Consider the following 14,608-nt stretch of genomic DNA (forward strand, 5'->3'; position numbering starts at 1 on the left):
GATAAAATATTTACTTTCGTTCTTATGCAACTACTCAGAAAAATAGCATTCCCTTTTTCTTTACTTTACGCTTTAGTGGTGTATCTGCGTAACTATTTGTTTAATATAGGTGTTTTTTCTTCAAAATCTTATAAGACAACAACAGTATGTGTTGGTAATTTAAGTGCTGGTGGTACAGGTAAAACGCCAATGATAGAGCTTTTAATATTAAACCTACAACAACATTATAAGCTAGCAGTTTTAAGTAGAGGGTATGGTCGTAAATCAAAGGGGTTGCTAATAGCTAAAAGTGCAACTACAGTAGAGGAATTAGGAGATGAGCCTTATCAAATTTATAAGAAATACCCAGCTATAACAATGGTTGTAGATGGTGATCGTAGAAACGGAATTGAGACTTTAGAACAAAAAATTAAACCAGATGTTATTTTATTGGATGATGCTTATCAGCATAGAAAGGTAAAGCCAACCTTTGCTATTTTACTTACTGCTTATGGTAATTTGTATGTTGATGATTGGTATTTGCCAACAGGAAACTTGCGTGATGCAAAAAATGAAGCTAAAAGAGCAAATGTTATTATAGTAACAAAATGTCCGGCTACAATTAATAATGAAGAGTGTTTAAAAATAAAGGGTAAGCTAAAACTTAAAAAAAACCAGCAATTATTGTTTGCAAGTTTAAGTTATGCGCAAGAACTAAAGGGGTTTGCAGAGGGTTTAACTTTAACTAGCTTTAAAGGAAAAAAAATAACCTTGGTAACGGGTATTGCAAATCCCAAGCCTTTAGTAGATTTTTTAAATACTCAAGGTGTAGATTTTGAACATCTGGCATATAGTGATCATCATTTTTTTACAGCGGCAGAAATAGAAACTTTTACTAGTAAAGAATTTGTATTAACTACAGAAAAAGACTTTGTACGATTAAAAGGAAAATTAAAAAACTTGTGTTACATAGAAGTACAGCACAAAATTTTAGATAAAGGAAAAGATAAATTACTGTCTTCTATTAATGACTTAATTAAGTAATTTTTTTGTTAAAAATATTCTCACCAATTTTTTGGTAGAAATAGTCAGGTTTAAAAGGTTTGGTAACAATATCATCACAGCCTGCAGCATAAAAATTTTCTACACTATCATCTAAAGATATTGCAGTAAGTGCAATAATAGGTATTTCAGAATCAAATTTTCTAATTTCTATAGTAGCTTCTACACCGCTAATGCCTGGCATATGAATATCCATTAAAATAGCATCGTAAGTGTTGTTCTGTGCAAGCTCTATTGCTTCTGTGCCGTTATTAGCTATATCACTAACCATTCCTTTTTTAGAAAGCATTTTTTTTGTAATTACTTGATTTATTTTGTTGTCTTCAACAATAAGTAATTTTAAGCCTTCAAAAATAAATTCTTGCGGAATATATTCTTCTTCTGGATTTTCTGTGTTTTTGTCTTTGCAAATTAGGTCTATATCAAAGCTAAAAATAGATCCAACTCCTTTTGTACTTTCTAAGTGAATAGTACTTCCAAAAAGTTTTAGTAGGTTTTTTACAATGGTTAAACCAAGTCCTGTGCCACCATATTCTCTATTTATTTGTATAGAGCCTTGCTCAAAACTATCAAAAATATTTTCTTGTAACTCATTAGATATTCCTATACCTGTGTCTTTTACTTCAAAAGAAATTGTACAAAGGTCTTCAATCTTTTTAATTTCATTAATAGTAACAGATACTTCTCCGTTTTTAGTAAATTTAATGGCGTTACCTATAAGGTTTATAAGTATTTGAGATATTTTTATAGGGTCTCCTAAATGTGCTCTTGATATTTTTTTATCAATATTTAAACTAAGTTTAGTATTGTTAGATTTTGCACTTTGCTGTAGAGAGTCTATTACGTCTTTAATTGTTTTTCTTAGGCTAAACTCTATCTGTAACGTCTCTAATTTTTGAGCATCAATTTTATTTACCTGTAGTATGTCATTTATAAAGTTTAAAAGGTAGTCTCCAGAAAATTTTAAAGATTTTAAATGATCCTTTTGGCTTTCTGTTGGGTTTTCCTCAAGCAATAAATTAGTTAAACCAGTAACAGCATATAAAGGTGTGCGTAGTTCATGGCTTACTGTAGATAAGAAATTGGTTTTGGCTTCCATAGCTTTTACAGCATCATCCTTAGCAATTTCTAATTCTTTATTGGTTTGGTGTAGTATTTTATTTGTTTTTATTTTTATTTGATTATTTCTATATAAAGAAATAGCTAAAAGAGAAATAATAGCCAAAATAGCAAAGGCTACAATATTGGTGCTTTCAGACCTGTTTATAGATGCCTCTTGCTCTATGTTTTTTTCAAGTAGAGTTTTTACGTCTTCCTCTAACCCTTCTATATGTATATCATTTGCAGTTCTTTCTTTGGCTTTAGCATTGGTGATACTGTAGATAGAGTCTTTAATATGAATTAAATTCTTATTAAAAAGAAGAGAAGAGTTGTAGTCTTCAATGTCTTCATATGCCTTAGCTATTAGTGTATTAAATTCTAATAATTCATTTACAAAGCCATTTGCTTTTGCAATAGGTAAGCCTTCTAAGCAAAACTTAATACAATCTTCAGGATTATCTAAAGAATTAATATTAGCAAGGCCCAAGTAGCCTTGAGTGGTAAAATAATCTTTTTCGTAAATGTCTGAGTTTACAACTAATGCATTATAAAACCTAGATGCTTTTAAAAAATTTGTTTTTTGAAAATTGATGTTGGCCTGAGTTAATACTATGCGGTTAAGTAAATTACGATCGTTACTTAGTTGTTTTGCTTCTACTAATTTTTCTTCAGCCTGAAAATTATTTTTATCTAAGTATAAATAAATTGCCTCAAGGTATTTGCTTTCACTAGACCCATAAGGATATGTAATACCTTTTAATAATACTTTGGTGCGTTCCCAATAAAATTTAGATCTAGGAACATTGTTAAGTTTTAAATATAAAAATGCATATTGATGAAAACAATCTATCTGACCTTTTTCATCTTCATTTTTTTCTGCGTATTCGGTAGCTTTTTGTATTGCTTCTAAGGCAGGTTTTGTGTTGTTCTGGTTCTTGTATTTTCGTGCAAGAGCAAAGTAGTAATCTAAATCTTTAAGTGCAGTTGGGGATTCTTGAGCAACTGCACAAGAAAACAGTAAGCAACTAAAAATAGCAGCAAGTACTGTTTTAAAAATTAGATTATGTTTTACTTTTTTCAAATATATTTTTTTTGAACCAACAAATTTATAAGGTCAATAATTCTACTGCTGTATCCAGACTCATTATCATACCAACCAATAACTTTCACCATTTTTCCAATTACTGAAGTCATCTGAGAATCAAACGTACAAGAATAAAAACTATTGTTTACATCAATAGAAACAATAGGATCTTCGGTGTAATGCATAATTTCTTTTAAGTCATTGGCTGCTTGGTACTTAAAAGCATTATTTATTTCTGTTATAGATGTTTCTTTTTTTACGTTAAAAGTAATATCTGTTAAAGAACCGTTTGGTACAGGTACGCGTATACCGCAACCTCCAATAACATCTGCTAAATCTGGAAATATTTTGGTTAATGCTCTTGCTGCACCAGTTGTTGTAGGAATAATAGATTGCCCTGCTGCTCTTGCTCTACGTAAATCTCTGTGTGGTTGGTCATGCAGACTCTGGTCTGTGGTATAAGAGTGTATAGTTGTAATATACGCTTGCTCTATACCGCATAAATCATTAATAACCTTTACCATAGGAGCAGCATTATTTGTGGTACATGATGCATTGGAAATAATATGATCTTCTGCAGTTATATCTGTGTGATTTATACCGTAAACAATCATTTTAATAGCGTTGTCTACTGGTGGAACAGATAATATAACTTTTTTAGCTCCGTTTTGTAAATGATAATTTAAATCTTCTTGCGTTTTAAATTTACCTGACGATTCTATAACCAAGTCAACATTACTAGCGTGCCAAGGAATATCTTTTGGAGTAGTAGCATTTGTAAGGTTAATTACTTCATCATTTACAGTGATAGTACTTTCTGTATTAGAAATATTCTCATTAAAAATACCGTGTACACTATCATACTTTAATAGGTGAGCTAATGTTTTAGCATCTGCCAAATCATTTATAGCTACTACGTTTAAATTTGGGTGTTGGTTTAGTAACCTAAATAACGTACGACCAATTCTGCCGAAGCCGTTAATACCAATGTTTATTTTTTTCATTTTAAATACGAAAAAATAATGCTTAGTTAAAAGCAGTCTTTAGCAAATTATAGGTAAGCTAAAGTTAGTTAATATGTTTGTGTGCTTTGTATGAAGATCTAACTAAGGCGCCACTTTCTACGTGTCTAAAGCCCATTTCTAATCCTAATTCTTCATACTTTTTAAACTGTTCTGGTAAAATAAACTCCTTAACAGGTAGGTGTTTTTTAGAAGGTTGTAAATATTGACCAATAGTTACAACATCTACATTTGCATCTCTAAGGTCTCTTAAAGTTTGTATAACTTCTTCTTCTTTTTCACCAAGACCAAGCATAATACCAGATTTAGTTCTTCTGGCGCCGTTATCTTTTAAGTATCGTAATACATCTAAACTTCTTTCATATTTAGCTTGTATACGCACTTCTCTTGTTAGTCTTTTTACTGTTTCCATATTATGAGAAACTACTTCTGGAGCCACTTCAATAATACGATCTAAATGAGTGTTTATTCCTTGAAAATCTGGAATAAGAGTTTCTAAGGTAGTTTCAGGGTTCATTCTTCTTATGGCCTTAACAGTTTCTGCCCATATAATAGAACCCATATCTTTTAAATCGTCTCTGTCTACAGATGTAATAACAGCATGTTTAATGCTCATTATTTTAATAGAACGAGCTACTTTTTCTGGTTCTTCCCAATCTACATCTTCTGGTCTGCCTGTTTTTACACCGCAAAAACCACATGATCTTGTACATACGTTACCAAGAATCATAAATGTAGCTGTGCCTTCTCCCCAACATTCTCCCATATTAGGGCAACTACCAGAAGTACAAATAGTATTAAGGCTATACTTATCTACTAAGCCTCTTAATTGTGTGTACTTTTTACCAGTAGGTAGTTTTACTCGTAACCATTTTGGTTTTCCCTTAGGCGGTTTTACGTTATCTACAGTGTTAATACTCATAAAAATATTTTGTACAAATATACGAACAAAATAGCGTTACTTATAATAGAGTAGTGGTCAAGATTTACGTTTAGCTTTTATAATTTGTGCAAGTAGTTTTTTTGCTCTTAGTAGTTTTACTTTAACACTGTTTATAGGTTCGTTTAGCTCTGTGGCTATATCTGCGTAACTAAGTTCGTTAAAGTAGCGTAGGTTTATAATTTTTTGATATGCTGGTTTTAGCTTTTTTATGTCTTGCAGTAAATTTGCTAAATTTTGATCTATTATTAATTGATCTTCAATAGTGGGTGCGTCGTCTAATACTTTTATAACATCATCATTGCCATAATTCATATTTTCTAATACGCTACGTTTTCTTTTTCTAAATAAATCTACGTGTAAATTTTTACCAATTGTAATTAGCCAAGTTTTAAACTTATAGCTATCATCGTAAGTGTTTATTTTATCAAAAGCTTTAGAAAACGTTTGTATGGTAAGGTCTTCAGCATCATTCTCGTTCTCTGTTCTAACTAATAAAAAGCCATAAACATCGTTCCAGAAAGTGTCCAAAAGGTTGCTAAAAGCAATTTGGTTACCTGCTTTAGCTTTGGTTAGGTTAGAGATAAGTTCTTCTTCAGATAATTTCATAAAAAAAGGCAAATTTTCATTTGCCTATTGTATTTCTGTTGATGCCTCCATTTTGCAATCTTGCTCCGCAGGTAGTTTGCCGCACATACCGCAAGCTTGTCCGTCTTTATTTAAAAATGGACTTTGGCTAGCACACGTCCCTGCAAATTTGCCATCTTTCTTTGCCCAAATTTTAATTGCTATTCCTGCAAAACCAAGACTTAGAAGGCCTATGGTTATTAAAACTAGTTTCATAATTAAATTTTAAGCAAAGATACTAATTATAGCTTTTATATGTATACACTTTAACGTTAGTTTGCGTATGATATATTGGCTACAATATTTTCTACTGTAGGTGTTTTGTTACCACCTTTAGGTTCTATTGTAATGTAACCCATAGCATTTTCTCCGTAAGGTAATGCCAGTAATTTATCTTTATCACTAATGTCTTTAATAACACCAATGTTTATCATTTTGCCATCTACTTCTGCCCACATTTGTAAACATTGATCTTCTGGTAAATTAGGTATGTTTTTAACGTTTATATATGATAGTTTTTTAACAGGATTTATATAAGCAACTGCTTTTAATTCTTTTGCTTTTGTGTTTCCTTTTACATTGTATCTTTTTGTTTTAGGGTTGTTAAGAACAATAAATTGGTTTCTAACATCCTCTAATTGCTGTTTCATATTGTCTTCAATAGTCTTCATTTTATTGTTAACAATAGTGTTTTCTTCTTGTAATGATTTATTTTGATTCCAGAAGAAAAATGATGCAGCAGCAAAAAGAAAAGCTAAAGAACATGCAATACCTATATATCTATAGAATTTTTTGTTCGATTTTTTCTCTGCTTTTACTCTTTCTAAAATTTTATTTTTTAAACCATCAGGAGTGTCAATAGCATGCAGTTTTGCAAAAATTTCTAAATTCTCTTGCAATTCATTATACGTTTTGCTTACCTCTGGGTGTATTGCTATGTAGCGTTCTACCTTAAGTGTTTCTTCTGTAGTAGTGGTATCTAAAAGATACTTTTCTAGAAGGTCTGATTCTAAGAATTTTTTTATTTTATCTGTCATAACAAAAATGATATAAGTATTGTTAATGCGGTAGAACCGTATATTTTCTTTAATTCTCTAAGACCTATTTTTAATCTAGACTTAATAGTTCCTAAAGGGATATCTAATTCTTCACTAGCCTCTTGTTGGGTCATTCCCTCAAAAAATAAGGCTTCCAGTACAATTTTATATTTAGGTTCTAACTTGTGTAAGTTATCCTTAACATCCATTAATTCTGGCTTAGTGCTCTCTGTTCCTAAATTATATACGTCTGAAACGTCTATTTGGATTTCCTTATCTGATTTTGTGTTTACACTTCTAAGTTTATCTATAGCTGTGTTACGTGTAATTCTAAATAACCAAGTAAATAGTTTTGCTTTAGAAGAATCATAAGAGTCTGCTTTTTTCCAGATCTTCACAAAACTTTCTTGTAGCACATCTTGTGCTAAATCTTCGTCTCTAACAACTTTGTTAGCTACACCAAATAAAGTATCACCATAATGGTCGTACAATAAAGATATTGCTTTTTCATCCCTGTCTTGTAGTAATTCTACAATATGTTTTTCAAGTAGTGTACTCATTCTAGTTGTGTTACGCTATTTCTGTAAATTTTTTTTACACTGCGTCATCCAAATATACATTTGTTAACGTATATAGTTCAACGCAAGATTACAAAAATGATTGCGATAATTAAAATATTTACAACTTAAGTAGGCAGCTGGTTACTGCCACTTATTTTTGGTTAGTTTGGTTTGGTATAACCCCTGTTCCTTTATGGTTTCAGGGGTTATTTTATGATATTAACTTCTGCTTCAATACTAATGTTAAATCTCTTTAGTACAGTGTTTTGTATTTTTTTAGATAGCTCAAGAATGTCATTTCCTGTTGCGTTGCCATAGTTTACTAAAACCAAAGCTTGATTTTTATGAACGCCAGCATCACCAAATCTTTTTCCTTTAAATCCACATTGTTCTATGAGCCAGCCAGCTGGTATTTTGTACGTATTGTCTGGCAAGGCGTAAAATGGAGCTTCAGGATTATTTTGGCTAAAGTTATCAAAAATTAATTTGTCTACTATTGGGTTCTTAAAAAAGCTGCCGCTATTACCAAGTTCTGCCGGGTTAGGTAGTTTACTTTGTCTAATAGCTATAACTGCATTAGAAACATCTTTAATAGTAGGTTGGTTTATATTATTTTTTAATAATTCTGCTTCAATAGCACCATAAGATATTTTTAAATTATGATCTTTTTTAGTCAGTTTTAAAACTACAGATGTAATAATGTATTTTCCTTTACCATCGTTTTTAAAAAAAGAATCTCTGTAGCCAAATTTGCATTCTTCTTTAGTAAAACTATGTATTTCTCCACTTTTAATATGTAGAGCTTCACAGCTTACAAAATTATCTTTTAACTCTACACCATAAGCGCCAATGTTTTGTATTGGAGCAGTGCCAGTATTACCCGGAATTAAAGACATATTTTCTAGTCCGCCATAATTACGGTCTAAAGACCAAAGTACAAGATTATGCCAATTTTCACCAGCCATAACATTTAGCCACACATTGTTGCTATCTTCCTTGCTAACCTCTATACCTTTAATTGCTATGTGTATTACTAGTGCATTTATATTAGTGGTGATAAGCATATTGCTACCACCACTAATAATAAACTTGTTAGGGTAATTGGTTAATGCTACTGCTTCTTGTAGTTCTGCTATAGATGTTACTGTACAGAAGTAAGATGCTTTTGCATCAATACCAAAAGTGTTGTATTCCTTTAATGATATGTTTTCTTTAATAATCATTAATCTTGGTATACAGCTAAAGCCTGTTTAATAATTTTAACAGCTCTTTTTAATCGTTCTTTGTCTAAAACGTATGCTATTCTAATTTGATTTTTTCCAAGACCTTTAGTAGCATAAAAACCAGCAGCAGGTGCAACCATAACAGTTTCGTTGTCAACATTAAAGTCTTCTAGTAGCCATTGTGCAAACTTATCAGCATCTTTAACAGGTAATTCTGCTATACAATAAAATGCGCCTTGTGGTTTTGCAACACGTACACCATTTACTTGCTCTAATTCTGTTATTAGTATGTTTCTACGTTCTACATATTCTTCAATAACATCTGTAAAATAGCTATTAGGTGTGTCTAAAGCAGCTTCACTAGCAATTTGTGCATATGTAGGAGGTGATAATCTTGCTTGTGCAAATTTAAGAGCTGTTTTTATAAGCTCTTTATTTTTAGATACTAAGCAACCAATACGTGCACCGCACATACTATACCTTTTAGAAACAGAATCTACAATTATAGCATTTTCTTCTAAGCCTTCTTCTTGTAAAATAGAGTAGTGCTCCTTACCGTCGTAGGTAAACTCTCTGTATACTTCATCTGCAATTAAAAACAGATTGTGTTTTTTTACAATTGCAGCTAATTTTTTAATTTCTTCTTTACTATATAAGTATCCTGTAGGGTTACCTGGGTTGCAAATTAATATTGCTTTTGTTTTTGGAGTAATTAATTTTTCAAACTCCTCTATTGCAGGTAGTGCAAAATTATCTTCTATTTTAGATACAACAGGAACCACATTTACACCAGCTGCAGTAGCAAAGCCGTTGTAATTTGCATAAAATGGTTCTGGAATAATAATTTCATCATCTGCATCTGCAATACTACCCATTACAAAAGCTAAAGCCTCAGATCCACCGGTTGTTACAATTATTTCTTGTGCTGTAACATTTATATTTTGTTTTTTATAATAAGCAGCTATTTTTTCTCTGTATGTTTCAGATCCTTCAGTTCTGCTGTATGCAATAACATCTAGTGTGTTATTTTTTACTGCATCTAAAGCTACTTGTGGAGTTTTAATATCTGGCTGACCAATATTTAAATGAATAACATTTACTCCTCTTTTCTTTGCATCTTCTGCATAAGGTACCAATTTACGAATTGGTGATTCTGGCATTGCTAGCCCTTTTGTTGAAATTGATGGCATAAAAAATATTTTAGGCAAAAATGAGAAATACAAGCATAGAAAACAACAACCAAATACTTATTTTTCATCTATTTTAAGATTGAAAATAAGGGGTTTAACATTTTTTTTTGTATTTTGAGTGGGTATGAGCTGAAAATCAGTAATTATGATGCACAGGATCTTTATTTTTTGTCTGCTTTTTCCTTTTTTATCAGGAGCTCAAAATTTTGAGTTACCAGAAGGTAAAAAGTATGAAAAAATTAAGTTTAAATTAATTAACAACCTCATTGTTTTACCAGCAAAGATTAATGGTGCTCAATTTACTTTTATATTAGACACTGGTGTAAGTAAACCTATACTTTTTAATTTTTCTAATCAAGATTCAGTAGATATTAAAAACGTATCAGAAATTACTATTAAAGGTCTTGGTGGAGGTGAGCCAATAAAAGCTCTAAAATCTAAAGGAAACTTATTAGAGCTAAATTCGTTTAAAAACACTAATCAATTAGTGTATATTGTTTTGGAAAAAGATTTAAATTTTTCTCCAAAATTAGGTGTTCCTATACACGGTATTTTAGGGTATGATTTTTTTAAAAATCATATTGTAGAGATTAATTACACAAATACCTTTATTAAAGTTTACAACCCTAATACTTACAAGCAATCTAAAAATAAAAAAATAGAATATTTACCGCTAAGTTTAGAGCGTAAAAAAGCCTATATACAAGCGGCTGCGTTATTAAAACAAAATACTGTACCTGTAAAATTGTTAATAGACACGGGTAGTAGTGATGCTGTTTGGCTTTTTGAAAATAAAGTAAAAGGTATTGCTGTGCAACATAAGTATTTTGAAGACTTTTTAGGAAAAGGATTAAGTGGTGATATTTATGGGAAAAGAACTAAGATTGATTATCTTAAATTGGGAAGTTATGTTATTAAAGATACAAAAACTGCTTTTCCAGATAGTACCTCTATAAGGTATTTAGCTCAAAAAGGAGAACGTAATGGTAGTGTAGGCGGTGAGGTTTTAAAAAGGTTTAATTGGGTTGTTGATTATCCTAATAAACAGGTTTCTTTCAAAAAAAATTCTAACTATAAAAAGCCTTTTTGGTTTAGAACTAGTGGTATGGCTTTACAACACGGAGGGATGCGTTATATTAAACAAAGTAAGCTAAAGCAGCAAAAAGGTTTTGGAGGAGTAAGTAAAAATGGTTCTGCGTCTAAAGTAACTGTTAGTTATGATAATGAAGTGGTTATAAGTTTAGTGCCCCAAATAGTTGTGTCTGACCTTAGAGAGGGCAGTCCTGCAAAAGATGCTGGTTTAAAAGTTGGCGACGTTATTTTAGAGGTAAATAAAAAAGAAGCACATAAGTATAAGTTGCAAGAGCTTACGCATATGGTAGACGATATTCCAGGTAAAAAAGTAGTAGTTTTAATAGAGCGTAGGGGAGAAAGGCTACTCTTTAATTTACGTATTAAAAACTTATTTAAATAAAAAAAGCACCCTTTTAGGGTGCTTTTTATTTTTTGTGGTTTGTAGTAATTATTGTGCTACAGATTTAGCTTCTACAAGTTCACCTTTTATTTTTAAAACCTTAGTTGGCGTTTCTGCATTAGAAATAACAGTGATTGCTTTTCTAATAGGACCAGCAGGTCTTTTAGTGTCATATTTAACTTCAATTACACCAGTTTTTCCAGGCATAATAGGCTCTTTTGGTTTTTTAGGAATAGTACATCCACAGCTAGAGTTTACTTTGCTGATAATTAAAGGTGCATCTCCAGTATTTGTAAATTCAAAAACTCTTACACCATTACCACCACGTTCAACTTTTCCGTAGTCTACAGTTTCAGTTTTAAATTCAATTTTAGCCTTTTTGTCTTGTGCACTTAGGTTAAATGCTAGTAGGCCAACAAATAATACTAATACTATCTTTTTCATCATTTTGGGTTTTAATTAAGATCAAATATACTATTTACAATTTAACCTTTAAAAATTCTTTTGTTATGTAATAACGTTACTTATTTTTGTTTCGTATTTAAACACAGTAAAAATCCTTAATTTTTCTTTAAATTTGCAGGCTTTATTGTTAAAATTAAATACTCACACATAGAGTAATACAAAAACTATACCAAAGAATGGAACTTGCATCAAAATACGATTCTCAAAAATCTGAAAACCAGTGGTATGACTATTGGTTAAAACATAATTATTTTCATTCTACTCCAGATGAAAGAGAGCCATATACCATTGTAATACCGCCGCCAAATGTTACAGGAGTTTTACATATGGGGCATATGTTAAACAACACTATACAAGATGTGTTAATACGTAGAGCGCGTTTGCAAGGTAAAAATGCTTGTTGGGTTCCTGGTACAGATCACGCCTCAATAGCAACAGAAGCTAAGGTTGTAGCAAAATTAAAAGAACAAGGAATTAATAAGGCAGACCTAAGCAGAGAAGAGTTTTTAAAACACGCTTGGGATTGGACAGATGAGTATGGAGGAGTTATTTTAGATCAACTTAAAAAATTAGGGTGTTCTTGTGACTGGGACCGTACTTCTTTTACTATGGACGATCATATGTCAGCATCTGTAATTAAAGTTTTTGTTGATTTATATAACAAAGGAAAAATATATCGGGGCTACCGTATGGTAAACTGGGATCCGGAGGCACAAACTACATTGTCTGATGAGGAGGTAATTCACGAAGAAAAACAAGGAAATCTATATTACATCAATTATAAAATTGAAGGATCTGAAGACACGTTAACAATTGCAACTACTCGTCCAGAAACTATTTTTGGAGATACAGCAATTTGTATAAATCCTAATGACGAGCGTTTTACTCATTTAAAAGGCAAAAAAGCAATAGTGCCAATTGTAAATAGGGTTATACCTATTATAGAAGATGAGTATGTAGATCTTGAGTTTGGTACTGGATGCTTAAAAGTTACGCCAGCACATGATGTAAACGATAAAAATTTAGGAGATAAGCATAACTTAGAGGTAGTAGATATTTTTAATGCAGATGCTACTTTAAATAGTTTTGGTCTACATTATGAGGGAAAAGATAGATTTGTTGTTCGTAAAGAAATTTCTAAAGAGTTAGAAGAAAAAGGCTTTTTAATAAAAACTGAACAGCATTTAAACAAAGTGGGTACATCAGAGCGTACAAAGGCTGTTATAGAGCCAAGGTTGTCTGACCAATGGTTTTTAAAAATGGAAGAATTGGCTAAGCCAGCTATAGAAGCTGTTCTTGGTGATGATGCAGAGGTTAAATTATTTCCTAAAAAGTTTGAAAACACATATCGTCACTGGATGGAGAATATTCGCGATTGGAATATTTCTCGTCAATTATGGTGGGGACAGCAAATACCTGCTTATTATTTTGGTGATGGTGCAGATGATTTTGTTGTAGCAGAAAATAAAGAAGATGCGTTAAAATTAGCCCAAGAAAAATCTGGTAATGCAGCATTAAAAGTTGAAGATCTTCGTCAGGATGAAGATGCACTAGATACTTGGTTTTCTTCTTGGCTATGGCCAATGAGTGTTTTTAATGGAATATTAGAGCCAGAAAATGAAGAAATTAAATATTATTATCCAACAAACGATTTAGTTACAGGTCCAGATATTTTATTCTTTTGGGTTGCCCGTATGATAGTTGCTGGGTATGAGTATAAAGATCAAAAACCATTTGAAAATGTTTACTTAACTGGTCTGGTTAGAGATAAACAAAGACGAAAAATGTCTAAATCTCTAGGTAATTCTCCAGATGCTTTAAAGTTAATTGAAGAGTATGGTGCCGATGGCGTTAGAGTAGGGCTGTTGTTAAGTGCTGCTGCAGGTAATGATCTAATGTTTGATGAGTCTCTTTGTCAGCAAGGAAAGAACTTTGCTAATAAAATTTGGAATGGCTTTAGATTGATAAAAGGTTGGGAAGTAGCAGATATTCCACAGCCAGAAGCGTCTAAAATAGGATTAGAGTGGTACAACGCTAAGTTTAATAAAACGTTGTTAGAGATTGAAGACCATTTTAGTAAGTATCGTATTTCTGATGCTTTAATGGCAATTTATAAACTAGTTTGGGACGATTATAGCTCTTGGTTGTTAGAAATTGTAAAACCTGCATACCAAAAGCCAATAGATAAAACAACCTACAATGCTCTAATTACAGTTTTTGAGCAAAATTTAAAGTTGTTGCATCCGTTTATGCCTTTCTTAACAGAGGAAGTTTGGCAGCATATAGAAGATCGTACACCAGAGCAAGCTTTAGTTGTTGCGCAATGGCCAAAACAACAAAAAGTAGATGAGACTATTATTGCTAATTTTGATTTTGCTGCTGAGGTTGTTTCTGGAGTTAGAACAATTAGGAAAAATAAAAATATACCAATGAAAGAAGCTTTAGAGCTTTCTGTGTTAAATGCAGAAAATGTATCTAAAGAATGGGATGTTGTTATTGCTAAATTAACAAATGTATCTTCAATTAACTATGCAGATGCTGCTGTAGATGGCGCACTTTCTTTTAGAGTAAAATCTAACGAATATTTTATTCCAATGGTTGGCGCTATAGATATAGAGGCAGAGATTAAAAAAATAGAAGAGGAGTTAAAATACACTAAAGGCTTTTTAATTTCTGTACAAAAAAAATTAAGTAATGAGCGTTTTGTAAATAATGCTCCAGACAAGGTTATAGATGTAGAGCGTAAGAAACAAGCAGACGCAGAAGCTAAAATAGAAACTTTAGAAAAGAGTTTAAAAGGTTTAAAATAAGCTTGTTATTTTGATAAATATGCAAAGAGCTACT

Annotated in this window: 13 protein-coding genes; 3 read left to right on the forward strand and 10 right to left on the reverse strand. The window is 31.6% G+C overall.

Going from position 1 to position 14,608, the window contains the following annotated elements; all coding sequences use genetic code 11:
• Positions 1 to 24 precede the first annotated feature (24 nt).
• A complete protein-coding gene (gene lpxK / locus AX016_RS07780; RefSeq protein WP_100896826.1) occupies positions 25 to 1,023 on the forward strand; it encodes a tetraacyldisaccharide 4'-kinase in 999 nt (332 codons plus the stop codon).
• Here lpxK and AX016_RS07785 read toward each other — a convergent pair.
• From AX016_RS07785 to AX016_RS07825, 9 genes are all read right to left on the reverse strand, one after another.
• Positions 1,016 to 3,223, reverse strand: coding sequence for a response regulator (locus tag AX016_RS07785; RefSeq protein WP_100895072.1), 2,208 nt, complete (start codon positions 3,221 to 3,223; stop codon positions 1,016 to 1,018). The two genes, lpxK and AX016_RS07785, sit on opposite strands and share 8 nt — an antisense overlap.
• Positions 3,220 to 4,230, reverse strand: a complete 1,011-nt coding sequence (gap, locus tag AX016_RS07790; RefSeq protein WP_100895073.1) for a type I glyceraldehyde-3-phosphate dehydrogenase — start codon at positions 4,228 to 4,230, stop codon at positions 3,220 to 3,222. Before gap ends, AX016_RS07785 begins: the two co-directional genes overlap by 4 nt.
• A gap of 64 nt (positions 4,231 to 4,294) precedes the next feature.
• A complete protein-coding gene (gene lipA / locus AX016_RS07795) occupies positions 4,295 to 5,170 on the reverse strand; it encodes a lipoyl synthase (RefSeq protein WP_100895074.1) in 876 nt (291 codons plus the stop codon).
• A 57-nt stretch (positions 5,171 to 5,227) separates the two neighbouring features.
• Positions 5,228 to 5,797: an RNA polymerase sigma factor gene (locus tag AX016_RS07800; protein ID WP_100895075.1), complete on the reverse strand. Its 570-nt coding sequence runs from the start codon at positions 5,795 to 5,797 to the stop codon at positions 5,228 to 5,230.
• 24 nt (positions 5,798 to 5,821) lie between these two features.
• Positions 5,822 to 6,031, reverse strand: coding sequence for a membrane or secreted protein (locus AX016_RS07805; RefSeq protein ID WP_100895076.1), 210 nt, complete (start codon positions 6,029 to 6,031; stop codon positions 5,822 to 5,824).
• 56 nt (positions 6,032 to 6,087) lie between these two features.
• Positions 6,088 to 6,852 carry an anti-sigma factor gene (locus AX016_RS07810; protein WP_100895077.1) on the reverse strand — a complete coding sequence of 255 codons (765 nt, stop codon included), beginning with the start codon at positions 6,850 to 6,852 and terminating at the stop codon, positions 6,088 to 6,090.
• A complete protein-coding gene (locus AX016_RS07815; protein WP_100895078.1) occupies positions 6,849 to 7,412 on the reverse strand; it encodes an RNA polymerase sigma factor in 564 nt (187 codons plus the stop codon). The genes AX016_RS07810 and AX016_RS07815 overlap by 4 nt, the downstream gene beginning before the upstream one ends.
• 206 nt (positions 7,413 to 7,618) lie before the next feature.
• Positions 7,619 to 8,635: a UDP-N-acetylmuramate dehydrogenase gene (murB, locus tag AX016_RS07820; RefSeq protein WP_100895079.1), complete on the reverse strand. Its 1,017-nt coding sequence runs from the start codon at positions 8,633 to 8,635 to the stop codon at positions 7,619 to 7,621.
• Positions 8,635 to 9,825: a pyridoxal phosphate-dependent aminotransferase gene (locus AX016_RS07825; RefSeq protein ID WP_100895080.1), complete on the reverse strand. Its 1,191-nt coding sequence runs from the start codon at positions 9,823 to 9,825 to the stop codon at positions 8,635 to 8,637. Before AX016_RS07825 ends, murB begins: the two co-directional genes overlap by 1 nt.
• A gap of 145 nt (positions 9,826 to 9,970) precedes the next feature.
• On the opposite strand from AX016_RS07825, the gene AX016_RS07830 reads away from it, so the two are divergent.
• A complete protein-coding gene (locus AX016_RS07830) occupies positions 9,971 to 11,299 on the forward strand; it encodes an aspartyl protease family protein (protein WP_100895081.1) in 1,329 nt (442 codons plus the stop codon).
• A gap of 48 nt (positions 11,300 to 11,347) precedes the next feature.
• Here AX016_RS07830 and AX016_RS07835 read toward each other — a convergent pair whose 3' ends face one another.
• Positions 11,348 to 11,746: a DUF1573 domain-containing protein gene (locus AX016_RS07835; RefSeq protein WP_013620163.1), complete on the reverse strand. Its 399-nt coding sequence runs from the start codon at positions 11,744 to 11,746 to the stop codon at positions 11,348 to 11,350.
• A gap of 194 nt (positions 11,747 to 11,940) precedes the next feature.
• On the opposite strand from AX016_RS07835, the gene AX016_RS07840 reads away from it, so the two are divergent.
• Positions 11,941 to 14,574: a valine--tRNA ligase gene (locus AX016_RS07840; RefSeq protein WP_100895082.1), complete on the forward strand. Its 2,634-nt coding sequence runs from the start codon at positions 11,941 to 11,943 to the stop codon at positions 14,572 to 14,574.
• Positions 14,575 to 14,608: the final 34 nt, after the last annotated feature.

The organism is Cellulophaga sp. RHA19 (assembly GCF_002813425.1).
In the GTDB taxonomy this organism is placed as follows: domain Bacteria; phylum Bacteroidota; class Bacteroidia; order Flavobacteriales; family Flavobacteriaceae; genus Cellulophaga.

Coding starts and splice junctions, on each gene's coding strand:
- lpxK (WP_100896826.1), top strand. CDS start 25: ATGCAACTACTCAGAAAAATAGCATTCCCTTTTTCTTTACTTTACGCT.
- gap (WP_100895073.1), bottom strand. CDS start 4,230: ATGAAAAAAATAAACATTGGTATTAACGGCTTCGGCAGAATTGGTCGT.
- lipA (WP_100895074.1), bottom strand. CDS start 5,170: ATGAGTATTAACACTGTAGATAACGTAAAACCGCCTAAGGGAAAACCA.
- AX016_RS07800 (WP_100895075.1), bottom strand. CDS start 5,797: ATGAAATTATCTGAAGAAGAACTTATCTCTAACCTAACCAAAGCTAAA.
- AX016_RS07805 (WP_100895076.1), bottom strand. CDS start 6,031: ATGAAACTAGTTTTAATAACCATAGGCCTTCTAAGTCTTGGTTTTGCA.
- AX016_RS07810 (WP_100895077.1), bottom strand. CDS start 6,852: ATGACAGATAAAATAAAAAAATTCTTAGAATCAGACCTTCTAGAAAAG.
- AX016_RS07815 (WP_100895078.1), bottom strand. CDS start 7,412: ATGAGTACACTACTTGAAAAACATATTGTAGAATTACTACAAGACAGG.
- murB (WP_100895079.1), bottom strand. CDS start 8,635: ATGATTATTAAAGAAAACATATCATTAAAGGAATACAACACTTTTGGT.
- AX016_RS07825 (WP_100895080.1), bottom strand. CDS start 9,825: ATGCCATCAATTTCAACAAAAGGGCTAGCAATGCCAGAATCACCAATT.
- AX016_RS07830 (WP_100895081.1), top strand. CDS start 9,971: ATGATGCACAGGATCTTTATTTTTTGTCTGCTTTTTCCTTTTTTATCA.
- AX016_RS07835 (WP_013620163.1), bottom strand. CDS start 11,746: ATGATGAAAAAGATAGTATTAGTATTATTTGTTGGCCTACTAGCATTT.
- AX016_RS07840 (WP_100895082.1), top strand. CDS start 11,941: ATGGAACTTGCATCAAAATACGATTCTCAAAAATCTGAAAACCAGTGG.